Origin of the sequence: Pseudescherichia sp., assembly GCF_032052675.1 — a bacterium.
Classification (GTDB): Bacteria; Pseudomonadota; Gammaproteobacteria; order Enterobacterales; family Enterobacteriaceae; genus Pseudescherichia.
This window is the reverse complement of record NZ_DAMBWA010000008.1, coordinates 51,507-75,713: the sequence shown is the minus strand read 5'-3', so window position 1 is coordinate 75,713 and position 24,207 is coordinate 51,507. Positions and strand designations below refer to the sequence as shown.

Below are 24,207 nucleotides of genomic sequence, written 5' to 3'. Positions count from 1 at the left end.
GAAGAGAGAAGCCTATGTTTGGTGGTAAAGGCGGTCTGGGTAACCTGATGAAACAGGCCCAGCAGATGCAAGAAAAGATGCAGCAGATGCAGGAAGAGATTGCGAAGCTGGAAGTGACCGGTGAATCCGGTGCCGGTCTGGTGAAGGTCACCATCAACGGCGCGCATAACTGCCGTCGCGTGGAGATCGACCCAAGCCTGTTGGAAGACGACAAAGATATGCTGGAAGATCTCGTTGCAGCGGCCTTCAACGATGCGGCGCGCCGTATCGAAGAGACTCAGAAAGAGAAGATGGCAGGCGTCTCCTCCGGTATGCAGCTGCCGCCGGGCTTTAAGATGCCGTTCTGATGCAGACGCGCAGCTAGCTCATATTAGCGCTACGTGAACTCTGAAAGTTCTCGCCAGCAAGGCAGGTCTTAAGGGTGAGCGTAGCGTATCATAAGTGAATCAAAATCAGTCAGTTTTAACTACCCTACCTCCACTCATTTCTGTTGTTTCCTTAGTCCCATGATGGGATAATATTTGCTAAGGTCCCATGATGGGACTAAAGTGGTGCTATGAAAATCATATCCGTTAAAACGCTAAAGGAATTTTGGACGGAACATCCTGATTCAGAGCAGTCGCTCAAAGCGTGGCATGATGAAGTTTTGCAGGCTGAATGGAAAACGCCAGCTGATATCAAGGCTCAGTACAGAAACGCAAGTATTCTTAAAAATAGGCGGGTAGTTTTTAACATTAAAGGAAACGATTATCGTTTAATCGTTTCCATTGCCTATCTGCGTGGGTGGGTATATGTAAAGTTTATCGGAACGCATAAAGAGTACGATGCCATTGATGCTGAAAGCGTTGAACGGGGGTAAGTAAGATGCAAATTAAACTCATCAAAAACGAACAGGATTACGAAGCTGCTTTAAAAGCTGTCGCACCCATGTTTGATGACGAACCCTTGATGAATACACCAGAAGGGGATTTTTTTGAAGTTATGTGCCTTCTTATAGAAGAGTATGAGAAGAAACATTACCCTATCGATCCGCCTGATCCTGTTGAAGCGATTAAATTCAGAATGGAACAGCAGGGGTTAAGCGTTGGCGATCTGGAGTCTGCAATAGGTAAATCTAATCGCGTTTATGAAATTCTTAATCGTAAACGTAATCTAACGTTGCCTATGATTAGAAAGCTTCATGCTCAATTTGGTATTCCTCTCGAAAGCCTTGTGGGTCAGTAAGCTTCGATATTACTAGTTAGGCTCCCATTAAATCCGATGTTGAATGAATTAAATTAAGTGGTTGATATGTATAAATTTAAAAACTGTAAAGGGCCGTTCTGATGCAGACCAGTCCGCTGCTGACGCAGCTTATGGAAGCCCTGCGCTGCCTGCCGGGCGTTGGCCCGAAATCGGCGCAGCGCATGGCCTTTACGCTTCTGCAGCGCGATCGCAGCGGCGGGATGCGCCTTGCCCAGGCCCTGACGCGGGCGATGTCGGAGATTGGCCACTGTGCCGACTGCCGTACCTTCACCGAGCAGGAGGTGTGTAACATCTGCTCGAACCCGCGTCGCCAGGAAAACGGTCAGATCTGCGTGGTAGAGAGTCCTGCGGACATCTACGCCATTGAGCAGACCGGGCAGTTCTCTGGCCGCTACTTCGTGCTGATGGGGCACCTGTCGCCGCTCGATGGTATCGGCCCGAACGATATCGGCCTCGATCGGCTGGAGCAGCGCCTGGAGCGTGAGAAGTTGAAAGAGGTTATCCTCGCCACCAACCCCACGGTGGAAGGGGAGGCGACCGCCAACTATATCGCCGAGCTGTGCGGTCAGTATGGCGTAGACGCCAGCCGCATCGCCCACGGTGTGCCGGTTGGCGGCGAGCTGGAGATGGTCGATGGCACTACGCTCTCCCACTCGCTGGCCGGACGCCATAAGATCCGCATTTCGTGAAAAAAACGGGGGCATTTTTTCTGCCCCCGCTTGAAATCCTGTAGTCCTGGCCCCATTTTCCCCTCAACACCAAATGGCATTGTTGAGGTATTTTTTCGATGAAAGGACAAGAAACACGCGGCTTCCAGTCAGAAGTAAAACAGCTTCTGCATCTGATGATCCATTCTCTCTACTCCAACAAAGAGATTTTCCTGCGTGAGCTTATCTCTAACGCCTCGGATGCGGCAGACAAGCTGCGTTTCCGTGCGTTGTCAAAACCCGAGCTGTACGAGGGTGACGGTGAGCTACGCGTGCGCGTCTCCTTTGATAAAGAGAAGCGTACCCTGACCATTGCCGACAACGGTATTGGTATGAACCGTGACGAGGTCATTGACCATCTGGGTACCATTGCTAAATCCGGTACCAAAGCCTTTCTCCAGTCGATGGGCTCCGACCAGGCAAAAGATAGCCAGCTGATCGGCCAGTTCGGCGTCGGCTTCTACTCGGCGTTTATCGTTGCCGATAAGGTCACCGTGCGCACCCGTGCGGCGGGCGACAGCGCAGAGAACGGCGTGTTCTGGGAATCCGCAGGCGAGGGCGACTACACCGTTGCCGATATCACCAAAGAGGATCGCGGGACCGAAATCACCCTGCACCTGCGCGAAGGCGAAGATGACTTCCTCAACGACTGGCGCGTGCGCTCGATCATCAGCAAATACTCCGACCATATCGCACTGCCGGTAGAGATCGAGAAGCACGACGAGCAGGATGGCGAAACCGTCATCAGCTGGGAGAAGATCAACAAGGCCCAGGCGCTCTGGACGCGCAGCAAGTCCGAAATCAGCGACGACGAATATAAAGAGTTCTACAAGCATATCGCCCACGACTTCACCGATCCGCTGGCCTGGAGCCACAATCGCGTAGAGGGTAAGCAGGAGTATACCAGCCTGCTCTACATCCCGGCCCAGGCGCCGTGGGATATGTGGAACCGCGACCACAAGCACGGCCTGAAGCTCTACGTTCAGCGCGTATTCATCATGGACGAGGCCGAGCAGTTCATGCCGAACTACCTGCGTTTTGTACGTGGCCTGATTGATTCCAACGATCTGCCGCTGAACGTCTCCCGTGAAATTCTGCAGGACAGCTCCGTCACTCGCAACCTGCGTAGCGCCCTGACCAAACGTGCGCTGCAGATGCTTGAGAAGCTGGCAAAAGATGATGCCGAGAAGTACCAGGGCTTCTGGAAACAGTTCGGCCTGGTGCTGAAAGAGGGTCCGGCGGAAGATAGCGCGAACCTGGAGGCGATTGCCAAACTGCTGCGCTTTGCCTCGACCCATACCGACTCTGCCGAGCAGACGGTAGCGCTGGCGGACTATGTCTCGCGCATGAAAGAGGGCCAGGAGAAGATCTACTACATCACCGCCGACAGCTACGCCGCTGCGAAGAGCAGCCCGCACCTGGAGCTGCTGCGTAAGAAAGGTATCGAAGTGCTGCTGCTCTCCGATCGCATCGATGAGTGGATGATGAGCTATCTCACCGAGTTCGACGGCAAATCCTTCCAGTCGGTGGCAAAAGCCGATGAGTCGCTGGAGAAGCTGAACGACGAGGTAGACGAGAGCGCGAAAGAGGCCGAGAAGGCCCTGGAGCCGTTCGTTGAGCGCGTGAAAACCCTGCTGGGTGACCGCGTGAAAGAGGTGCGCTTTACCCACCGCCTGACCGATACGCCGGCGATTGTCACCACCGACAACGACGAGATGAGCACCCAGATGGCGAAGCTGTTTGCCGCTGCGGGCCAGGCCGTGCCAGACGTGAAGTACATCTTCGAACTTAACCCGGACCACGTTCTGGTGAAGCGCACCGCCGATATTCAGGACGAAGCGCAGTTCAACGCGTGGATCGAACTGCTGCTGGATCAGGCCCTGTTTGCCGAGCGCGGCACGCTGGAAGATCCTAACCAGTTCATCCGCCGCATGAACCAGCTGCTGGTTTCTTAACCTCTCTTCGCACCGTTCCCTCTTACCCCCTGGTAGGAGGGAACGATTCAGCTGCTCAACTTCCCGCCGAACCCGCCTGCATAAGCCTCGCTTCCTTGTGGTGATACTGACTTTAGTGGTATGGTTTTCGCTTCAAACAACGTTGTATACCTGTCATCACTTATCTGGGTATAAAAATTCAAAACGTAGAGGAATTACGCAATGCGTATCATTTTGCTCGGCGCTCCGGGCGCAGGTAAAGGCACTCAGGCTCAGTTCATCATGGAGAAATACGGTATTCCGCAGATCTCCACCGGTGACATGCTGCGCGCCGCGGTTAAATCCGGCAGCGAGCTGGGCAAACAAGCTAAAGACATCATGGATGCTGGCAAGCTGGTGACTGACGAGCTGGTTATCGCGCTGGTAAAAGAGCGTATCGCCCAGGAAGATTGCCGTAACGGCTTCCTGCTGGACGGTTTCCCGCGCACGATCCCTCAGGCTGACGCAATGAAGGAAGCCGGTATCAACGTTGATTACGTGCTGGAGTTCGATGTGCCGGACGATCTGATCGTCGATCGCATCGTGGGCCGTCGCGTGCACGCCGCCTCTGGCCGCGTCTACCACATTAAGTACAATCCGCCGAAGGTGGAAGGTAAAGACGACGTGACCGGCGAAGCGCTGAGCACCCGTAAAGACGATCAGGAAGAGACCGTGCGTAAGCGCCTGGTGGAGTACCATCAGCTGACTGCGCCGCTGATCGGCTACTATCAGAAAGAAGCTGAAGCTGGTAACACCAAATACGCGAAGGTTGATGGCACCCAGGCCGTCAGCGCCGTTCGCGCCGAGCTGGAAACCATTCTTGGTTAAGGTCTCTCGGTTAAGGCCTCTCAGCTAAGCCTGCTCTCCCCGGTGCCTGCGCCGGGGATGTTCATCTTCCCTCTCTCCCCAAGCTTTTCCCTTTCGCAGCAATGGGTTTCGTTTACGCCCGTTTCAGTTACAATTCTCACAGATACATTTCTCAGACTTAAATGAAGACGAGGCACGAATGAGTCAGGCTAAAACCGGCATCCTGCTGGCGAATCTGGGCACCCCCGATGCCCCCACACCCGCAGCGGTAAAACGCTATCTCCGCCAGTTTTTAAGCGATCGGCGCGTAGTGGATACCCCGCGTCTGCTGTGGTGGCCACTGCTGCGCGGCGTGATCCTGCCGATTCGTTCTCCGCGTGTGGCCAAGCTCTATCACTCCGTGTGGATGGAGGAGGGCTCGCCGCTGATGGTCTACAGCCGCCGCCAGCAGCGGGCGCTGGCGGCCCGGCTGGCTGACGTGCCGGTGGCACTGGGGATGAGCTACGGCTCGCCCTCGCTGGAGAGCGCGGTAGATGAGCTGATCTCCCAGGACGTAGAGCACATTGTGGTTCTGCCGCTCTACCCGCAGTACTCCTGCTCGACCGTGGCTGCCGTCTGGGACGAGCTGGGACGCATTCTGCAACGTAAGCGCAGCATTCCCGGTATCTCATTGATCCGTGACTATGCCGACAACCCGTCGTACATCGACGCGCTGGCGAACAGCGTGCGCGCCTCCTTTGCCCGTCACGGCGAGCCGGACCTGCTCCTGCTCTCCTATCACGGCATTCCCCAGCGCTATGCGGAAGAGGGTGACGTCTATCCCCAGCGCTGCCGCGACACTACCCGCGAGCTGGTCTCCGCCCTCGGCGTGCCGCCGGAGAAGGTAATGATGACCTTCCAGTCACGCTTTGGTCGCGAGCCGTGGCTGACGCCTTACACCGACGAGACGCTGAAGATGCTCGGCGAGAAGGGCGTGAAGCACATTCAGGTGATCTGTCCGGGCTTTTCCGCCGACTGCCTGGAGACCCTGGAGGAGATCGCGGTCCAGAACCGGGAATTTTTCCTTGAAGCGGGCGGCGAGAAATATGAATATATTCCTGCGCTTAATGATTCCGCCGATCATATCGACATGATGCTGGACCTGACGGCCCCCTACCGCTAATCGCGCCCGGTGCCGGGAGTGTGCTACCATTCCCGGCCCAATTGGTTATTCATAATAAACGCGAATGAAATTTCCCGGTAAACGCAAATCCAAACACTATTTCCCCGTTAACGCCCGCGATCCGCTGTTGCAGCAGATCCAGCCGGAGAGCGATGCCAGCGCCTCATGGGTGGTCGGCATCGATCAGACGCTGGTGGATATTGAAGCGAAGGTGGACGATGCGTTTATCGAGCGCTATGCCCTCAGCGCCGGGCACTCGCTAATTATCAGCGACGAGGCCGCCGATGCGCTCTACAAAGAGCTGGTCCGCGATAACCTTATCACCCATCAGTTTGCCGGCGGCACCATCGGCAACACCATGCACAACTACTCCGTTCTGGCAGATGACCGCTCGGTGCTGCTGGGCGTCATGTGCAGCAACGTAGAGATCGGCAGCTACGCCTACCGCTACCTGTGCAACACCTCCAGCCGTACCGATCTTAACTATCTGCAGGGCGTTGATGGCCCGATTGGCCGCTGCTTTACGCTGATCGGCGAGGCGGGTGAGCGCACCTTTGCTATAAGCCCTGGCTATATGAACCAGCTGCGTCCGGAGAGCATTCCCGAGGCGGTCATTGCCGGGGCCTCCGCGCTGGTGCTCTCCTCCTATCTGGTACGCTGCAAGCCGGGCGAGCCGATGCGTGAGGCGACCATGAAGGCGGTAGAGTACGCCAAAAAGCACAATGTGCCGGTAGTGCTAACCCTCGGTACCAAATATGTGATTGCCGATAACCCGGCGTGGTGGCGCGACTTCCTCAAAGAGAACGTCTCTATCCTGGCGATGAACGAGGAGGAGGCCGAGGCGCTGACCGGGCTGAGCGATCCGCTGCTGGCCTGCGATAAGGCGCTGGACTGGGTTGACCTGGTGCTCTGCACCGCCGGTCCGGTGGGGCTGTACATGGCAGGCTTTACCGAGGAGTCGGCGAAGCGTAAAACCCAGCATCCGCTGCTGCCGGGAGCCATCGCCGAGTTTAACCAGTATGAGTTTAGCCGGGCGATGCGTCATCAGGATTGCCAGCAGCCGCTGCGCATCTTCTCCCACATTGCGCCGTACATGGGCGGGCCGGAGAAGATCATGAACACCAACGGCGCGGGCGATGGTGCGCTGGCCGCACTGCTGCATGATATTACGGCCAATAATTTCCACCGCACTAACGTGCCCAACTCCAGCAAGCATAACTACACCTGGCTGACCTACTCGTCGCTGGCTCAGGTGTGTAAATATGCTAACCGCGTCAGCTACCAGGTACTGAACCAGCACTCGCCGCGCCTGACGCGCGGCCTGCCGGAGCGGGAAGATAGCCTGGAAGAGGCCTACTGGGAGCGTTAATCGTTAATTACTAGCCCGCCAGCGGCGGGCTAAAATTCAGCAATACCATCCGCACGTCCTATTTTGAGCCAACGTAAAGAAATGAAAAAAACCCGATAAATAAAATGGGATTATGCCAGAATAGGGACCTGTTTAACTACCGAGGACAATTTTTCATCCACACTGAGGAAAAGCAACAACGTGGATAAGTTGTAAAATTATGAACAAGATGTTCGCACTCGCAATGATTATTCGCTCCTGTCTTTACCCACTATCCCACTGTTCGATCTGCGACCAGCACTGGCGCTCTGCGCTATAGTTCCGCTCTCTCCTTTACTCACAATTTCATTTAACTCTGCTAGCACGCTTATTTTTGCGTGGCGGATACCTATTTCTCATTAGGAGAGAGATTATGCGCTATTGGATCTTATTAGTTCTGGCTATCGCGGCTGAAATAACCGGCACGCTGTCGATGAAATGGGCCAGCGTCAATGATGACAAGGCGGGTTTCATTTTTATGCTGGCGATGATCGCGCTGTCGTATATTTTTTTATCATTTGCCGTAAAACGGATCGCTCTGGGCGTCGCCTATGCCCTCTGGGAAGGCCTTGGTATTCTGTTTATTACTCTGTTCAGCGTAATGCTGTTCGATGAAACCCTATCGGCGATGAAAATTGCGGGCTTACTCACTCTGGTCACAGGCGTGGCGCTGATCAAATCTGGCACGATAGCGCGTAAGGAGCAGCAGCATGACTACGTTTAATGCAGTGCATATTGCCTGGTTATTCCTCGCTATTGGTCTGGAGATTGTTGCCAATATTTTCCTTAAATATTCCAACGGCTTTCGTCGGCCGATACATGGCGTGCTATCTCTTGTCGCCGTGCTGGCGGCATTTAGTGCCCTGTCCCAGGCGGTAAAGGGTATCGATCTGTCAGTAGCCTAAACGCTGTGGGGTAGCTTTGGCCTGATCGCCACCGTTGCTGCAGGTTGGGTGCTATTTGGTCAGCGTCTGAACAGAACTGGCTGGCTGGGCGTGGCCCTGCTGACAACAGGCGTGGTGCTTATCAAGCTTGCGTGAGGAAAATGATCAGGCTTGCAGCACGATCATGAAGGTTCTTCATGTTGAATGAAATTAAATCACTTTTACTCACGCAGTGACTCAGGCATAAAGTGATCATGTTATTAACACTTGATCATACAGATTACGATGAATAAAGCGATTACATTTAACGTGAAGAGCCTCTGCTTCGACGAGAATTATAATCCCTCGCAGAGCACGCGTATCACCACCAACTTTGCTAATTTAGCGAGAGGTGAGAAACGTCAGCAGAACTTGCGCAATGCCTTAACGATGATTGACAATCGGTTCAATTCGCTGGCGCATTGGGATAACCCTAAAGGCGATCGCTACGCGGTTGAGCTGGAAATCATCTCCGTCGAGATGAATATTGCTGCCGAAGGCAAGAGCGATGCGTTTCCAGTGATTGAGGTGTTGAAAACCAATATTGTCGATCGTAAAACTAACGAGCGCATTGAGGGTATTGTTGGCAATAACTTCTCCTCTTACGTTCGGGACTATGACTTTAGCGTATTGTTGTCAGAGTATAATAAAAACCAACCTCAATTTGGCACGCCGGATAACTTTGGCAATCTGCACGGCAACATATTTAAGCGTTTCGTTGCCTCAGACAGCTATAAAGAGAAGTTCAGCAAAGCCCCTGTAATCTGTCTGAGTGTATCTAGTAAAAATGTCTATCACCGGACGGGTAATCAGCATCCCGTATTGGGTATCGAATATCAGCAGGATAACGCGTCCCTGACGGATCGCTATTTTGCCAAAATGGGACTGCGGGTGCGCTATTTCATGCCGCTGGGTAGCGTTGCACCGCTGGCATTCTATTTTGCTGGCGATCTACTGCGCGACTACAGCGATCTTGAACTTATCAGCACCATCAGCACGATGGAGACATTCCAGAAGATCTACCGGCCTGAAATTTACAATGCTAATTCTGCCGCAGGAAAAATCTATCAGCCCAGCCTCAATTACCAGGACTATTCGTTAACGCAAATTGTTTATGATCGAGAAGAACGCAGCAGGTTGGCTATTGAGCAGGGAAGGTTTACCGAAGAACATTTTATCAAACCTTATCAAACCCTTCTTGAACAATGGTCTGCTCATTCCGTTCTTTGATTAACTAAAAAAATAAGGTCACCTGCTATGAAAAAATTATTACCGACGTCCACCGCGGGCAGCTTACCCAAACCGGCCTGGCTTGCACAACCTGAGACCCTGTGGTCGCCCTGGAAATTGCAGGGTGATGAGCTGATTGAGGGCAAACAGGATGCGCTACGGTTGGGGCTGCAAGAGCAAGAGCAGGCGGGGATTGATATCGTCAGCGACGGCGAGCAAACCCGACAGCACTTTGTCACAACGTTTATTGAGCACCTTAGCGGCGTTGATTTTGAGAAGCGTGAGATCGTTAAAATTCGCGACCGCTATGACGCCAGCGTACCGTCCGTCGTGGGGGAGGTGAGTCGTCAAAAGCCGGTGTTCGTTGAGGATGCCAAATTCTTACGTCAGCAAACCGATCGGCCAATCAAATGGGCCTTACCGGGGCCGATGACGATGATCGACACCCTCTACGATGGTCACTATAAGAGCCGCGAAAAGCTGGCCTGGGAATTTGCCAAAATTCTTAATCAGGAAGCGAAAGAGCTGGAGGCTGCCGGGGTCGATATTATTCAGTTTGATGAGCCCGCGTTTAACGTCTTTTTTGATGAGGTAAACGACTGGGGGATTGCGACGTTAGAAAGAGCGATTGAAGGGCTGCAGTGTGAAACGGCCGTGCATATCTGCTATGGCTACGGTATCAAAGCCAATACCGACTGGAAAAAGACGCTGGGGTCCGAGTGGCGTCAATATGAAGAGATCTTCCCCAAGCTGCAAAAATCTAACATCGATATTATCTCTCTGGAGTGTCAACACTCTCACGTGCCAATGGAGCTCATTGAGCTTATTCGCGGCAAAAAAGTGATGCTTGGGGCCATTGATGTGGCAACCAATGCCATTGAGACACCGGAAGAGGTTGCCGATACGCTGCGCAAAGCGCTGCAGTTTGTCGATGCCGACAAGCTCTATCCCTGCACCAACTGCGGCATGACCCCGCTGTCACGCCGGGTGGCCAGAGGCAAGCTCAATGCGCTAAGCGCTGGGGCTGAGATTGTTCGCAGAGAGCTGCTGGGTAAATAACGTCGCCGCTACGAGAAGATGCCCTGGTCAGAGCGACCAGGGTTAAAATAGTGTCCTGTTCGTGACCAGCATCAGCGCCTCGCGCAAAATCCTCTGCTGAACTTCGCCAGACGCCAGCTTCATTCTTACCACCAGTACCAGCTGGATCTCTTTGAATGTCAGTCTCTTACCCGACTTCAACAACTCTGTTGATATTGCGCCGATAGCTTCTTCCGGGCTGGCATATACTGGCTGCAAAACAATCGCTGAGTCGCTGTGAGCCGCTTCGACAACGATGTGAGAAATAGTTGTACCCTCGACGTTTTCAGAGGTTATTTTATTCATGATGTGCCTTTACTGCATTGGCAAGCGGGCCATTCGTCCTCGAATAGGGCTGCTCAAATTTGATATCTGTGGGGCCAATGCCGTGATAAATCCTTGCGAACTATCGCACACAAGCGCTATCGAGCGCGCCGCATTAGACGAGATGGAAACATGTGGGAGCTGCTTAATCAGCTCATTGGAGATGAGGTGCACCCCGCATCGATTCGAGGGCAGCAAAACTGCTAGAGGATGTGGCCTGGACGATCACCAGACATCACCATCTTAACACCTTTGCTGGCTGGCCGTGAACTCTTTACATTTTGTTTAAAATCTATGCTATCGATGCAGAGTGAACATCGATCTGATGCACCGCCGCTATAGTTTTACTAAACAACAGGTGGGGAAAAGCTATGTTTGAGGGATTCACGCACACAACAGTATGCGTTTCAGAAGCAGAGCTGAACGTACGCTACGGCGGAAGCGGGCCTCCTGTTTTGCTGTTGCACGGACATCCTCGAACCCACGCAACCTGGTCAAAAGTGGCGCCCGCACTTGCCAAATCATTTACCGTGGTATGTCCTGATTTGCGTGGTTTTGGCCGCTCATCTAAACCTGCCGACCAGCCCAATCATGCTGGCTCTTCTAAAAGAGCGAAGGCAAAAGATTGTATTGAATTGATGAGTCAGCTGGGTTTCGACCAGTTCGCCGTGGTTGGACACGACAGAGGAAGTTACACCGCCTACCGGGCTGCCCTTGACTACCCACAGCGGATCACCCATCTCGCCGTACTGGATTGCATCCCAATACTTGAAGCACTCAACCGCTGTAACGAGAAATTTGCCAGACAGTGGTATCACTGGTTCTTCTTTGCGCAACCAGAAAAACCCGAGCGCGCAATTCTGGCCGATCCCGACAAATGGTATGGGGGACAGCCGGAAACAATGGGCGATGAAGAGTATATTGAATTCAGGCGAGCCATACACGATCCGCAAACGGTACATGGGATGATCGAAGACTACCGGGCTGGTTTATCAATAGATAAAGCGCATGAGCTTCAGGACCGCCAGCTAGGACGGAGGATTAGGTGTCCGACTCTCTGCTTATGGTCGAAATATGACGATCTGGAAGATATATATGGCGACATAGTCGGTATCTGGAGAGGCTGGGCACCGGATGTCCGCGGCAAAGCGATAGGCAGCGGCCACCATATGGCTGAAGAGGCGCCAGAAGAGGTGACAGCTGAACTCCAGCAGTTCTTGTGGTTGAGTACATCAACCGGCAGGTTGGATCAGATAGATAGAACCGATTAATTATATTAGCGCCTGCATAGCCATCTGCAGGCGCTAATAGAGTGTGCTGGTTATTTTAAGGTCGCTTTCAATACAGGTGCTTTGTCGTTCAGCGCATCGACCTGATAACGGTAAATTGCGACATCTTCCCGAATTAATGTGGTATTGATCGTAACCGCGTCTGGGTTATAGCCGTTAATCATTAAATATGCGGTGCCCTCGGCACTAAACACATTATCCGGAATGTTAGAGAGGATGCTGGACATGCTTCTGGCCTCATCTTCATTCGCTGGCGTGATATTGCACTGAATAGCGCTTTTCTCAAGCATGACTTTCACATTTTGACGAGTGCTGTAGATCTCTTTTGGACCATACTTGAGCGAATCACCGCAGCCAGTAACATCGATCGGAAAGTTTTTCTTGGCAAAATCATACGCTTCAGGTTTGCGAATTCCAAGATAGGCACCCGTAACGATCTCTTTTTTTACCGCTTCCTGTCGATTATTAAGGCGGGACAGCATCTTACTGACTTTGATAAATTTAATATCTTTAAATGATGCTAGTTTCTCGTTTGCCTGTGCTAATTCTTCTTGCTTCATATCATTGCGTTTAAACGGATCATTTTCAGCATTCCAACGATCGCTGAGTAGACCTAATTTCTCATCATCCGTAACGTTACGCCCGGAGTTTGCTAAAAAAATAAGCATCAGCTGATCGTTTGTCACAGGTTTGAAATCGCTATCAGCAGCTGCCTTAGCGGCCATAACTTGCTTTTCTAACTCTGCTTTTTGAGCTTCTTCAGCCGCTTTTTTCTCTTCTTGCTGGCGAGCTTGCTCCGCTTTTTCTTTTTCTTGCGTTTGCCGCCACTGTTTCTGTTCGTCCGTCTCGTCGATCTTAATAACCTTCAGCTTTGATAAATCAAGTCCACTGCGTACCGAGTCCGCATCAAGCTCTATTTTATTATCAGCGTTTTTAAACAGCTCATAATGCACTGGGCCCGTCATCGCTTTACCCGACTCATATACATCGGTAATTGTTAAATTTGCGGTACACTGCGCTGCCGTTTTCGTGGCTTTTTCGTCGTCCTGTGCGAAGTCCTTAAGCGAAATTCTTAGGTGTTTCTGCAATTGCGCGTTGCTTTCCCCAATACCACTCTCTAAGGCGATGGCGGCGAGCAGTCTGTTATTAAGATCGTTCTGGACTGATGTATCACCGCAATCGATATCGTTTTTATTGCAGCCTGAGAGTGCCATTGTTGCAGCACACAGTAACGCTAGCTTAAATTTCATTATCCCTTTCCTTAAATTCTGCCCATGAATGAACAGAAACATTTTATATATGGCGCGATTAAATGCAGAAGCAAATTAAAAAAATTTTCCCGACTATACGCTATGATAAAATTATAATCATTGTATTATTTGTATTAACTATGAGAAATGGTAGGTAAATGCCAGCTCCACCGATTATAATGGCAGCGGTGATAGCAAGGATTTATTATGCCGATGCCGTGAGGCCTCTTTTCTGTATATCGTACACAGGCACTATCCTGCTTCCACTGCTTCGTTTCGTGCTGTGATTAATCCTAACCAGATGAGAAAAGCACAGACGCTGACGGCTGCGCCAGCCAGGCAGACTGTCTGCCATCCAAAGCGAGCGTAAAGCTGAGTGGCAACAATCGCCCCTATTGCACTGCCTATTGAGTAAAAACACATATACACGCCAACCAACCGGCTTGCGGCCTCTGGTCTGGCCGCGATGAGGGTGCTCTGGCTTATTACGTGAACGGTTTGCACGGCAAAGTCCAGCATGATGATACCGACAACGAGCCACACCAGTGATGTTTCGGTATGAGCGATGGGAAGCCATGAGAACGTTAGCAACGCAAGAGCTAGCCCGGTCGCGCGGTCTCCCCAGCCCCGATCCGCCCATGAACCTGCTTTCGCTGCCGCCAGCGCGCCGGCAATACCTGCCAAACCAAACATGCCTATCTGAGTATGTGATAGCGACAGGCTACTGAGCGGCATAACTACGGTGGTCCACAACATGCTGAAGGCTGTAAAAATAAGAAGTGCAAAAATACCCCCTTTTCGCAGTGGCGGTTCAGTGATAAACAGGCGAAAAGCTGATGTAAGTAGAGAGAAATAGGTGGGCTGTCGTGCCTGGGGTAGAGTAGCGGGCACGCCTTTCGCTACGATGCAGGCGATGAGCAACATCAAAAAGGCAGCGGTAAGGTAAACGGCCCGCCAGCCAGCAATATCGGCGATGCTGCCAGAGATAAAGCGGGCCAGCAGGATCCCCAAAACGATGCCGCTTGTCACCGTGCCTACAACCTTTCCACGTCGCTGGGGCGCCGCCAATATTGCGGCCCAGGCAACCACAAGTTGCACCACAACCGCCATCAAACCAATAAAAAGCATTGCGCACAGCAGGGTGACAAAATTGGGTGATAACCCTGCCACGATCAAAGCCAGCATTGAAAGTAATAGCAGCGTGACGACCAGCGTTTTTCGGTTAACGCGATCGCCCAGTGGAACGAGGAAAATCAACCCGCTGGCATAACCAACCTGAGTTGCAGTAACCACGCTGCCGATCATACCAGCAGGAACCTTTAGGCTGAGGGAGATGGATTCAAGCAACGGCTGGGCTGAATAGACATTCGCCACCGCCAGCCCACAGGTCAGGGAGAATAAAAATGTTATCCAGGGTTTGAGCGCCGGGGCATCAACAGCAGGTGCCGCCAGCGCAGCATCAGAATTCAACTCTGCCTTACAGGTCATTTCATCCTCGCAATCTGGTTTCTTTTTAAAACCTCATGCAAATAGAAATAGCATCGGTGGTTTTTTTTTGCAACCGCTTTAAGCCGCCCTTATACTGGCATCTGTTAACAGGCAAGCTGAGAGAACAGAGATGGCAAAACAGGAATCCCTTCGAACCAGCGAATGTCCGGTCGCCAGAACGTTAGAGTCGATTGGGGAACGCTGGTGTCTGATGATCATCAGGGAAGCATTTGACGACGTACGCAGGTTCAGCGAGTTTCAAAAGAACCTGGGACTTGCCAAAAATATTCTCGCGTCCCGCCTGAAACAGCTGGTTGATCTTGGCGTGTTCGAGATCTGCCCGGCCTCAGACGGCAGCGCATACAGGGAGTATGTTCTTACCGAAAAGGGACGCTCTATTTTTCCTATTGTGGTGGCGATGCGGCAGTGGGGGGAACGCTATATGTTTGACGAAGGTGAGGCGCACTCTCTCTTGCTGGATAACGCCAATGGCCAGCCCATTCAGCCGCTGGAGGTGTATTCATCCGAAGGGAAAAAACTGCAGCCAGCCGACTGCCATCGTCAGCGCGTGATAGCAGGCGGTAAGATCCCTGAGGCGTTTTAAAGGGACTGAACCGAAACTTATCACGCAGGTAACGGGTGGCGTTGCCATCGCCATTGCTTAGGCGATCTCTGCCCTGGCTGCGCATCTAAGAGCGTTTCACAAACACGCCATTTCAATGTAAATGCTTCTCGTTTCGCTTTCTTTATCTGGCTTCTTCAACCAGGCTTTTTACTCCAGAAGATGTCTACATCCAGAGGAGAAAGTCATGTTTCATCACTCATCCAAAATGCAGTTCCCCGTACGCGTAGAAAAACCAGACCCGGAATTTGCCATGCTGCTCCAACAGGCGATTGGTGGCGTGGAGGGAGAGATCCGCGTGGCAATGCAATACTTCTTCCAGGCAATGGGCGCTCGGGGCGATGCGCGAATTAGGGATCTGCTCATTTCAACCGCCACAGAAGAGCTGGGCCATATTGAAATGCTAGGGTATGCCGTTGCCCTGAACCTTGAAGGCGCACCGCTCTCCTATCAGGAGGCGTCAGCCAAAGATCCGGTGGTTAACGCTATTCTGGGGGGCATGAACCCACGTCATATTCTCTCTTCCGGGCTGGCCGCGCTGCCGGTCAATGCTAACGGCGTACCCTTTGATATGAGCCACGTCTATGCATCCGGTAACGCTGCAGCCGACATGATATCGAACGTTGCCGCAGAGGCAACCGGCCGCGTGCTGGCCACCCGTCTGTACAATCTTACTGAAGATAGGGGAATGAAAGATTTTCTTTCGTTCCTTATTGCTCGCGATACCATGCACCAGCAGCAGTGGATGGCAGTCATTGAAGATATGGGGGGACTCAGTGCGTCGCTGCCTATTCCCAACAGCTTCCCTCAGGAAAATGAGGCACATGAGCACGCGTATTACTGCCTGAATACCTCTCTCGATAAACCACTGCCGAAAGGGCGCTGGAGCGAAGGCCCGGCTTATGATGGACGCGGACAGTTTACGGCGAAAGAGCAGCCGGACATTCTAGGTGAAGAGCCTGTTCTGGGTGCTGCCCGTCCCGGATCCGGTGCGCAGAAAGAGCAGATCGACGGCACGGTCCCACCGGTGAGTGGCACGTTCTAGATGCTACTCCTGCAAAAAAACGCCCCGGCGGTGCATGACCTACCGGGGCGACGGCTTATCCCGCGATCGCCTTTTCTACCGGGCGCTTCTCACTCAGCGCTGCGATATCCTTTGGGCTAGTCCGGCAGCATCCGCCAATGAGTCTCGCGCCGGCCTCTAACCACTGCGGCAAATATCCCACCAAGGATGCGCATGAGTCGCCGTGCGCATGCCACTCTTTTGTGGTCGCGTCGTAGGTTTCACCGGAGTTAGGATAGACAACCAGCGGTAGCGCAGTCAGGCTATGCAGATGTTTTAGCGCTGCGGTCGTTTTCTCCAGCGCAATACAGTTAATCCCCAGCGCAACGATCTGCGAGTAGTTTGCCAGCGTCTCCACGACCTGAGCGAGAGGCGTGCCGTCACTCAAGTGGCTCTCGTCACGTAAGGTAAATGAGAACCACGCCTGCGCCTGCGGATAATCCAACAGCAGGTCTGCCAGTGCCTCTATCTCTGCAAACGAGGGAAGGGTTTCACAGGCCAGCAGATCAGCGCCTGCATTCAGCAACGCTTCAATCCGCGGACGATGAAACGCCTGAAACTCTTCGGCGCTGCGCACGTAGTCACCGCGATACTCAGCGCCATCGGCCAGATACGCACCGTAAGGCCCGACAGAGCCAGCCACAAGCAGCGAACCCACGCTGGTGTTTTCTGCATGGTAAATTTCACGCGCCTCCTGCGCCAGCGCCACGCTGTGCGCAATAAGCGATCTCGATTGCGACTCGGTCAGCCCGCGAGCCGCGAAGCCAGCAGGCGTGGCCTGGTAACTGGCGGTAATCGTTACCTGTGCGCCCGCGCGGAAGTAGTCCAGATGCACATCCCGAATGAGCTGTGGATTTTCCATGAGTACTTTGGCGGACCAGAGATTATCGGCAAGGTTGCATCCGCGCGCTTCCAGCTCGGTGGCCAGAGCGCCATCGAGGACAATAAAGGCGTGGCTTTTAAGCAGCGCGGTAAGGGGATTAATCTGCGGCATAGTCAGCCTCCGTCGAGTTTGTTTTATGAGTGAGAAAATAGGTGCCATAGCAAAAGGCAACAAAAGGCAGACCACAGTAAAGCGCAATGCGCTGATCCGGGTCGAACGCAAGGCCGACGCAGGCCAGCAGACACAGCACGAATCCCAGCACGGGCACCAGCGGATACCAGGGTGCCCTGTATTTGAGATCGTGCAGCGGCTTACCCGCCTGCAGATGCCGACGACGAAAGATAAAGTGTGCCGCGCAGATACTGAGCCATACGGCCACGACGGCAAAACCAGAGATGGCGCTGAGGGCAACGAATACGGTGTCAGGTGCGATCACGCTGGACAGCAGCGCCAGCAGGCCACCCAGCATAGAGACAGTCAGCGCGACCAGCGGCACGCCATTCTTATTGACGCGGGCAAAACAGCCCGGCAAGGTTTTTTCATTAGACAGCGACCACAGCATGCGGCCCGATGCATAGAGTCCGGAATTCGCCGCTGAGAGAATAGCGGTAAGGATAACGAAGTTAAAAATATCCGCCGCATAGGGAATACCCATTTTTTCAAAGACCAGCACAAATGGGCTCTTCTCGACGCCGGCCACCTGCATCGGAATAAGCGCCGCCAGAACAAAAACGGTCCCGATAAAAAAGATGATCAGCCGGGCGATAGTGGCGCGGATTGCTATTGGAATGGCGTGGTGTGGATTTTCCGTTTCGCCTGCCGCGATACCGATAAGCTCAGTACCAGAGAAGGCAAAATTAACCGCGACCATCGTCATCAGAATGGGCAAGCCGCCGTGTGGGAACCAGCCCCCACTGGTGAGGTTGGTCAGCCCCGGTGCAGGTGAGCCATCCTCCATAGGGATAAAACCGAAAATCGCCCCGCAGCCTAAGATAATGAAAACGATAATGGTCGCGACTTTTATAAGTGAAAACCAGAACTCACCTTCGGCAAAAAAGCGCGTTGAAATTGCGTTAAGGGAAAAAATCACTATGCAAAACAGGGCACTCCATATCCAGACGGGAATATGCGGGAACCAGTACTGCATACAGAACCCGGCGGCGGTAAAACTTGACCCCAACGCGACTGTCCAGGTGAGCCAGTAGAGCCATGCCACGGTATATCCTGTTGCCGGACCAATATAGCGCGCCGCGTAGACATGAAAAGCACCGGTTACCGGCATCGCCACGGAAAGCTCGCCAAGACACTGCATCACCAGCCAGACAACCAGCGCCCCAATCAGATAAGCCAGCAGCGTTCCCGCTGCGCCTGTCGTAGAGATGATGTATCCCGTATTAAAAAATAACCCTGTGCCAATTACGCCACCCAATGAAAGCATAATCAAATGGCGGGTTTTCATGGTGCGCTTAAGCTGCCCGTTCTCTTGCTGCGTGTGCATATCACCTTCTAAACGTATGGATGTCTAAATGTCCGTTTGAAGGGTCTTTATATCCTGATTGTTAACAAAATGCCAGCAGCAGTGCATGACCCGCCGGGGCGACGGTTTATCCAGTGACCGCCTCTTCAACCGGGCGCTTCTCAATCAGCGTCAGCATGGTGTTGGCTATCTCACGTTCACCCATCACCACCTGATTCGCGCCACGCTCGGTGATGTAGTCTACCTCGTCGTCATAGTGCGCCCGGGCGATAATCTCAATGTTCGGGCACTTCTGCCGGGCGGTCGCCACCACTTCACCGGCCTCGTAGCCGTTAGGAATGGTCAGCAGCAGCCAGCGGGCGCAGTCGAGGTGCGCCAGGTTCATGATCTCTTCGTTGGCCGCGTTGCCCAGCACCGCACGAATACCGCGCTCGCGGAGCTCATCCACCCGGGTACGTGAGGTTTCGATCACCACCAGCGGAATGCCCTGCGCCATCAGCTTCTCACCCAGCAGGCTGCCTACGCGGCCAAAACCCACCAGCAGGGCGTGGTTGCAGATATCCACCGGGATCTGCTTCTCCTCTTCGGTCGCCTCTTCCAGCGTCTGCTCCTCGAGGGTTTCGGTCTTGTCGAGGTACTTCTCCAGCAGGGTAAAGAGGATCGGGTTGAGCATAATCGAGAGGATCGCGCCCGCAAGAACCAGGTTCTGCCCGGTCTGCGGCAGGAGATCCAGCGCCATACCGAGGCCCGCCAGGATAAAGGCAAACTCACCAATCTGTGCCAGGCTGGCGGCAATGGTTAACGCCGTACGCGGCGAATGGCCAAACATGCGCACCAGGAAGAAGGCAGCAATAGATTTACCAAAGATAATGATCGCCAGCGTACCGGCAACGGCCAGCGGCTCATCGATCAGGATTTTCGGATCGAACAGCATTCCAACGGAGACAAAGAAGAGGACCGCAAAGGCGTCGCGCAGGGGCAGGGTATCGTGCGCGGCGCGATGGCTCAATTCGGACTCGTTCAGCACCATACCGGCAAAGAAGGCACCGAGAGCAAAGGAGACATCAAACAGCTCGACCGCACCAAAAGCGATGCCCAGCGCCAGAGCCAGCACCGAGAGGGTAAACAGCTCCCGCGAACCGGTGGCCGCGCTGCGGGCCATGATCCAGGGGACGAGACGGCGACCGACCAGCATCATGATGGCGATAAAGGCCACCACCTTGCCGATGGTGATGCCCATATCCAGCGACAGCGTCGCCAGTCCAACGTTGCCCTTTTCAATCATGCCGGCAACGGCGGGCAGCAGGACCAGCGTTAACACCATGACCAGATCTTCTACAATCAGCCAGCCAATAGCAATCTGCCCGCGCTGGCTGTCAATAAGCTGCCGCTCCTCAAGCGCGCGCAGCAGCACCACGGTACTGGCAGTGGAGAGACAGAGGCCAAAGACCAGACCGGTCATCAGTGACCAGTCCATCATGGCGGAGAGCGCCATACCCAGCAGCGTCGCAACAGCAATCTGTGCGATAGCGCCGGGAATGGCGATGGACTTTACCGCCATCAAATCCTTCAGTGAAAAGTGGAGACCTACGCCAAACATCAGCAGGATCACTCCCAGCTCCGCCAGCTCGGGAGCCAGCTTGGTGTCGGCCACGAAGCCGGGAGTAAAAGGACCGGAGAGCACGCCCGCTAACAGGTAACCCACCAGGGGAGAAATACGCAGCTTATTGGCAATCATGCCGAGGATAAAGGCGAGCACAAGGCCGCCCACAATGGTGGTGATAAGCGGTGTGGCGTGATGCATTCCGTCTCCTTTCGCGGTAGTGGATCCATTTCTGGCTAAAAAACCAGAAGCCCGAGTTACAGTCTATGACAATTTTAATCATTATGTTGATGAATAATTGTTGAATATTGAAGAAAAGCACGCTCTGGAACAAAAAAAGCGGTTGAGAGGGGATTAGCGCAGTGAATGTCTTATAAGTGTTATGGCATGGGCTATGGAGGCGGCCAAAGTTTGCCTTTGGCCGCCCTGGAATCAGGCTTTATGACGATTATCGGGCAGGAATATAGTTAACATCCCTAAAAGCGGCAGAAAAGCACAGATTTTATAGACTACGAATATATTAGTATGGTCGGCAACCAGCCCCAGCACGGCTGCGCCAAGCCCGCCCATGCCAAACGCGAAGCCGAAAAAGAGGCCTGAAACCATGCCAATACGCCCCGGCAGCAGCTCCTGGGCATAGACCAGAATGGCGGAAAAGGCCGAGGCCAGAATAAAACCAATGATCGCGGTTAAAACCCCGGTCCAGTAGAGAGAAGCGTAAGGTAAAACTAGCGTAAAGGGAGCAACGCCGAGGATAGAGCCCCAAATAACATATTTACGCCCAATTTTATCCCCAACCGGCCCGCCAATCACGGTACCTGCCGCAACGGCCAGCAGAAACGCAAACAGATGAAACTGAGCGTTTTGTACCGATAAATGGAATTTTTCCATTAAATAAAATGTGTAATAGCTGCTAATACTCGCCATATAGAAATATTTCGAGAAAATCAGCATTAACAGGATACTCACTGCCAGGATCACTTTGTTTCGCGGCAGCGGGCTGCGCTCGGGAACGGCTTTGCGTCCTTTATTGACCCGATGCTGGGCGGCGTACCAGCGGCTAACCTGCGCCAGCACCACAATAGCCAGCAGCGCGGCCAGCACAAACCAGCCCACGTTTCCTTTGCCATACGGGGCGATGATCAGCGCCGCCAGCAGCGGCCCGAGAGCGCTACCGAAGTTGCCACCCACCTGGAAGATAGACTGAGCCAGGCCATGACGACCGCCGGAAGCCATGCGTGCCACACGGGAGGACTCCGGGTGGAACACAGAGGAGCCGGTTCCCACCAGCGCGGCCGCCAGCAGCACCATGTGGAAGCTGCCTGCTAGCGCTAATAGCACCAGGCCGCAGAGGGTAAAGCACATGCCGATGGGCAGCGACCACGGCATTGGATGCTTATCCGTATAGTAGCCCACTACCGGCTGGAACACGGAGGAGGCCAGCTGGAAGGTAAGCGTGATCATGCCGATCTGCACAAAGCTCAGCGAGAAGTCGGCCTGCAGCAGGGGATAGAGCGCGAGGATCAGCGACTGCAGCATGTCGTTAAGCAGATGCGAGAGGCTGATAGCCCCCAGAATGCCAAATGCCGTGCGCCCCTGCGCCGGCGACGCGTTAGCGCCCGAAAGCGCGTCGGCGGGTTGATTGATTGCCATAAAATGTCACTTTTTGTCTTTAATTGGAGTGCAGGAGTTCTTAATGTTTCCTGATTATTAGCAGCCTAAGATACCCGTGACGACTCTTTGAGGGAAGTCGCAGACATAAAATCCTATTTGTTTATTCTCTGTCCCCGCGCTACTTTTGCGTGTGTTATGTCATCAGGGAGAGAGAAATGAAGATGTTAAAGCAGGGCGTTGCGCTGGCGCTTCTCGCCGCGTGGGGGCTCACCAGCCTGCCTGCCCAGGCCTACGAAAAAGATAAAACCTATAAAATTACCATCCTGCATACCAACGATCACCACGGCCACTTCTGGCGCAGCGACGACCGGGAGTACGGTCTGGCGGCGCAGAAGACGCTGGTGGATAACGTTCGCAAAGAGGTAGCAGCCGAAGGAGGCAGCGTGCTGGTGCTCTCCGGCGGCGATATCAACACCGGCGTGCCGGAGTCCGATCTGCTGGACGCCGAGCCGGACTTCCGCGGCATGAACCTGATCGGCTATGACGCGATGGCGGTAGGCAACCACGAGTTTGATAATCCGATGGCGGTGCTGCGCCAGCAGGAGAAGTGGGCTAAGTTTCCCTTCCTGTCGGCCAATATCTACCAGAAGAGCACCGGCGAGCGCCTCTTTAAACCCTGGGCTATCTTCAAGCGTCAGGATCTGAAAATCGGCGTGATCGGCCTGACGACCGACGATACCGCCAAAATTGGTAATCCGGAGTTCTTCACCGACATTGAGTTCCGCAAGCCCGCCGACGAGGCGAAGCTAGTCATTCAGGAGCTGAATAACCTCGACGAAAAAGAGCGCCCGGACTTCCTGATCGCCACCACCCATATGGGCCACTACGACAACGGCGAGCACGGCTCTAACGCGCCGGGCGATGTCGAAATGGCACGCAGCCTGCCTGCGGGGTCGCTGGCGATGATCGTGGGCGGTCACTCGCAGGATCCGGTCTGCATGGCCTCGGAGAATAAAAAACAGGTGAATTACGTGCCGGGCACCCCCTGTGCGCCGGACCGGCAGAACGGTATCTGGATCGTGCAGGCTCACGAGTGGGGTAAGTACGTTGGCCGCGCTGACTTTGAGTTCCGTAACGGCGAGATGAAGCTGGTGCACTATCAGCTTATCCCTGTCAACCTGAAGAAAAAGATTGTCTACGACAATGGGGAGAGCGAGCGTGTGCTCTATGCGCCGGAAATTCCAGAAAACGCCCAGATGCTCTCTCTGTTGACGCCATTCCAGAACAAGGGTAAAGCCCAGCTGACGGTGAAAATTGGCTCGGTCAATGCGCCTCTTGAGGGCGATCGTAGTAAGGTGCGCTTTGTTCAGACCAATCTCGGACATCTGATCCTCGCCGCCCAGATGGCGCGTACCGGGGCTAACTTTGCGGTGATGAGCGGAGGCGGGATCCGCGACAGTATTCCTGCGGGGGATATTACCTACAAAGACGTGCTGAAGGTGCAGCCGTTCGGCAACGTCGTGGTCTATGCCGACATGACCGGGAAAGAGGTGGTGGACTACCTGACCGCCGTGGCACAGATGAAGCCTAACTCCGGGGCCTATCCGCAGTTTAGCCACGTCAGCTTTACGATGGCGAACGGCAAGCTTAACGATCTGAAGATCGGCGGCGAACCGGTGGATCCCGCTAAAACCTACCGTATGGCGACGCTCAGCTTTAACGCCACCGGCGGTGATGGCTACCCGCGTCTCGACGATAAGCCGGGCTACGTTAATACCGGCTTTATCGATGCCGAGGTGCTGAAGCAGTACATCCAGCAGAATTCACCGCTGGATGCCGCAACCCTTGAGCCGCAGGGCGAGGTGAGCTGGCAGTAACGCTGTGCTCTCTGTAGGCCTGATAAGGCGTTAGCCGCCATCAGGCGTTTGTAAGATGTTGAACGCCGGATGGCGACGCTAGCGCGCCTTATCCGGCCTACAACGACTGGCAGTAACGTTAATTACGGCACAAATATCTGGGTGTGCACTTTGTAGGCCTGATAAGGCGTTAGCCGCCATCAGGCGTTTGTAAGATGTTGAACGCC

At 53.7% G+C, this 24,207-nt stretch carries 22 protein-coding genes and 1 pseudogene; 16 read left to right on the top strand and 7 right to left on the bottom strand.

Annotated features, from left to right (window positions below):
• The first annotated feature begins 14 nt into the window (after positions 1–14).
• The 12 genes and pseudogenes from RTX96_RS12385 (at position 15) to RTX96_RS12330 (ending at position 10,493) form a co-directional block, all read left to right on the top strand.
• Positions 15–347: a YbaB/EbfC family nucleoid-associated protein gene (locus RTX96_RS12385; RefSeq protein ID WP_042391656.1), complete on the top strand. Its 333-nt coding sequence runs from the start codon at positions 15–17 to the stop codon at positions 345–347.
• Between the two features lie 209 nt (positions 348–556).
• Entirely contained in the window at positions 557–859 is a 303-nt protein-coding gene (locus tag RTX96_RS12380) for a type II toxin-antitoxin system HigB family toxin (RefSeq protein ID WP_312671182.1), read from the top strand.
• Positions 860–864: 5 nt separating this feature from the next.
• Entirely contained in the window at positions 865–1,224 is a 360-nt protein-coding gene (locus tag RTX96_RS12375) for a transcriptional regulator (RefSeq protein ID WP_312671180.1), read from the top strand.
• Positions 1,225–1,325: 101 nt separating this feature from the next.
• A complete protein-coding gene (gene recR, locus RTX96_RS12370; RefSeq protein ID WP_144814305.1) occupies positions 1,326–1,934 on the top strand; it encodes a recombination mediator RecR in 609 nt (202 codons plus the stop codon).
• Positions 1,935–2,032: 98 nt separating this feature from the next.
• The gene (gene htpG, locus RTX96_RS12365; protein WP_312671178.1) at positions 2,033–3,907 is read left to right on the top strand and encodes a molecular chaperone HtpG; all 1,875 of its coding nucleotides are present in this window, start codon (positions 2,033–2,035) and stop codon (positions 3,905–3,907) included.
• 201 nt (positions 3,908–4,108) lie between these two features.
• Positions 4,109–4,753, top strand: coding sequence for an adenylate kinase (gene adk, locus RTX96_RS12360; protein ID WP_103821510.1), 645 nt, complete (start codon positions 4,109–4,111; stop codon positions 4,751–4,753).
• A gap of 178 nt (positions 4,754–4,931) precedes the next feature.
• Positions 4,932–5,894, top strand: coding sequence for a ferrochelatase (gene hemH, locus RTX96_RS12355; RefSeq protein ID WP_103821509.1), 963 nt, complete (start codon positions 4,932–4,934; stop codon positions 5,892–5,894).
• 64 nt (positions 5,895–5,958) lie between these two features.
• Entirely contained in the window at positions 5,959–7,263 is a 1,305-nt protein-coding gene (locus tag RTX96_RS12350) for an inosine/guanosine kinase (protein ID WP_312671172.1), read from the top strand.
• Between the two features lie 391 nt (positions 7,264–7,654).
• Positions 7,655–8,005 carry a multidrug/spermidine efflux SMR transporter subunit MdtJ gene (mdtJ, locus tag RTX96_RS12345; protein WP_103821507.1) on the top strand — a complete coding sequence of 117 codons (351 nt, stop codon included), beginning with the start codon at positions 7,655–7,657 and terminating at the stop codon, positions 8,003–8,005.
• Positions 7,992–8,321: pseudogene (mdtI, locus tag RTX96_RS12340) on the top strand (multidrug/spermidine efflux SMR transporter subunit MdtI). The gene mdtJ and the pseudogene mdtI overlap by 14 nt, the downstream one beginning before the upstream one ends.
• A 129-nt stretch (positions 8,322–8,450) precedes the next feature.
• Complete coding sequence (locus tag RTX96_RS12335; protein ID WP_312671170.1) at positions 8,451–9,434, top strand: DUF1852 domain-containing protein; 984 nt, start codon at positions 8,451–8,453, stop codon at positions 9,432–9,434.
• A 27-nt stretch (positions 9,435–9,461) separates the two neighbouring features.
• Positions 9,462–10,493, top strand: coding sequence for a methionine synthase (locus RTX96_RS12330; RefSeq protein WP_103821505.1), 1,032 nt, complete (start codon positions 9,462–9,464; stop codon positions 10,491–10,493).
• Positions 10,494–10,535: 42 nt separating this feature from the next.
• Here the strand turns inward: RTX96_RS12330 and RTX96_RS12325 are convergent, their stop codons facing one another.
• A complete protein-coding gene (locus RTX96_RS12325; protein WP_103821504.1) occupies positions 10,536–10,817 on the bottom strand; it encodes a biofilm development regulator YmgB/AriR family protein in 282 nt (93 codons plus the stop codon).
• Positions 10,818–11,206: 389 nt separating this feature from the next.
• On the opposite strand from RTX96_RS12325, the gene RTX96_RS12320 reads away from it, so the two are divergent.
• Positions 11,207–12,106 carry an alpha/beta fold hydrolase gene (locus tag RTX96_RS12320; protein ID WP_103821503.1) on the top strand — a complete coding sequence of 300 codons (900 nt, stop codon included), beginning with the start codon at positions 11,207–11,209 and terminating at the stop codon, positions 12,104–12,106.
• A gap of 50 nt (positions 12,107–12,156) precedes the next feature.
• On the opposite strand, the gene RTX96_RS12315 is transcribed toward RTX96_RS12320, so the two are convergent.
• Together RTX96_RS12315 and RTX96_RS12310 are read right to left on the bottom strand one after the other, a co-directional pair.
• Entirely contained in the window at positions 12,157–13,374 is a 1,218-nt protein-coding gene (locus RTX96_RS12315; RefSeq protein WP_103821502.1) for a hypothetical protein, read from the bottom strand.
• 252 nt (positions 13,375–13,626) lie between these two features.
• Positions 13,627–14,862, bottom strand: coding sequence for an MFS transporter (locus RTX96_RS12310; RefSeq protein WP_312671167.1), 1,236 nt, complete (start codon positions 14,860–14,862; stop codon positions 13,627–13,629).
• 130 nt (positions 14,863–14,992) lie between these two features.
• On the opposite strand from RTX96_RS12310, the gene RTX96_RS12305 reads away from it, so the two are divergent.
• Together RTX96_RS12305 and RTX96_RS12300 are read left to right on the top strand one after the other, a co-directional pair.
• Positions 14,993–15,466, top strand: a complete 474-nt coding sequence (locus tag RTX96_RS12305) for a winged helix-turn-helix transcriptional regulator (RefSeq protein ID WP_103821500.1) — start codon at positions 14,993–14,995, stop codon at positions 15,464–15,466.
• A 205-nt stretch (positions 15,467–15,671) separates the two neighbouring features.
• Entirely contained in the window at positions 15,672–16,529 is an 858-nt protein-coding gene (locus RTX96_RS12300; RefSeq protein WP_103821499.1) for a manganese catalase family protein, read from the top strand.
• A 55-nt stretch (positions 16,530–16,584) separates the two neighbouring features.
• On the opposite strand, the gene mmuM is transcribed toward RTX96_RS12300, so the two are convergent.
• From mmuM to RTX96_RS12280, 4 genes are all read right to left on the bottom strand, one after another.
• Complete coding sequence (mmuM, locus tag RTX96_RS12295; protein WP_312671163.1) at positions 16,585–17,541, bottom strand: homocysteine S-methyltransferase; 957 nt, start codon at positions 17,539–17,541, stop codon at positions 16,585–16,587.
• A complete protein-coding gene (gene mmuP, locus RTX96_RS12290; protein WP_312671161.1) occupies positions 17,528–18,928 on the bottom strand; it encodes an S-methylmethionine permease in 1,401 nt (466 codons plus the stop codon). Before mmuP ends, mmuM begins: the two co-directional genes overlap by 14 nt.
• Before the next feature lie 106 nt (positions 18,929–19,034).
• A complete protein-coding gene (ybaL, locus tag RTX96_RS12285; RefSeq protein ID WP_103821496.1) occupies positions 19,035–20,711 on the bottom strand; it encodes a YbaL family putative K(+) efflux transporter in 1,677 nt (558 codons plus the stop codon).
• A gap of 231 nt (positions 20,712–20,942) precedes the next feature.
• Complete coding sequence (locus tag RTX96_RS12280; RefSeq protein WP_312671156.1) at positions 20,943–22,163, bottom strand: MFS transporter; 1,221 nt, start codon at positions 22,161–22,163, stop codon at positions 20,943–20,945.
• A gap of 176 nt (positions 22,164–22,339) precedes the next feature.
• Here RTX96_RS12280 and ushA point away from each other — a divergent pair, with 176 nt between their 5' ends.
• Entirely contained in the window at positions 22,340–24,001 is a 1,662-nt protein-coding gene (gene ushA, locus RTX96_RS12275) for a bifunctional UDP-sugar hydrolase/5'-nucleotidase UshA (RefSeq protein WP_312671154.1), read from the top strand.
• Positions 24,002–24,207: the final 206 nt, after the last annotated feature.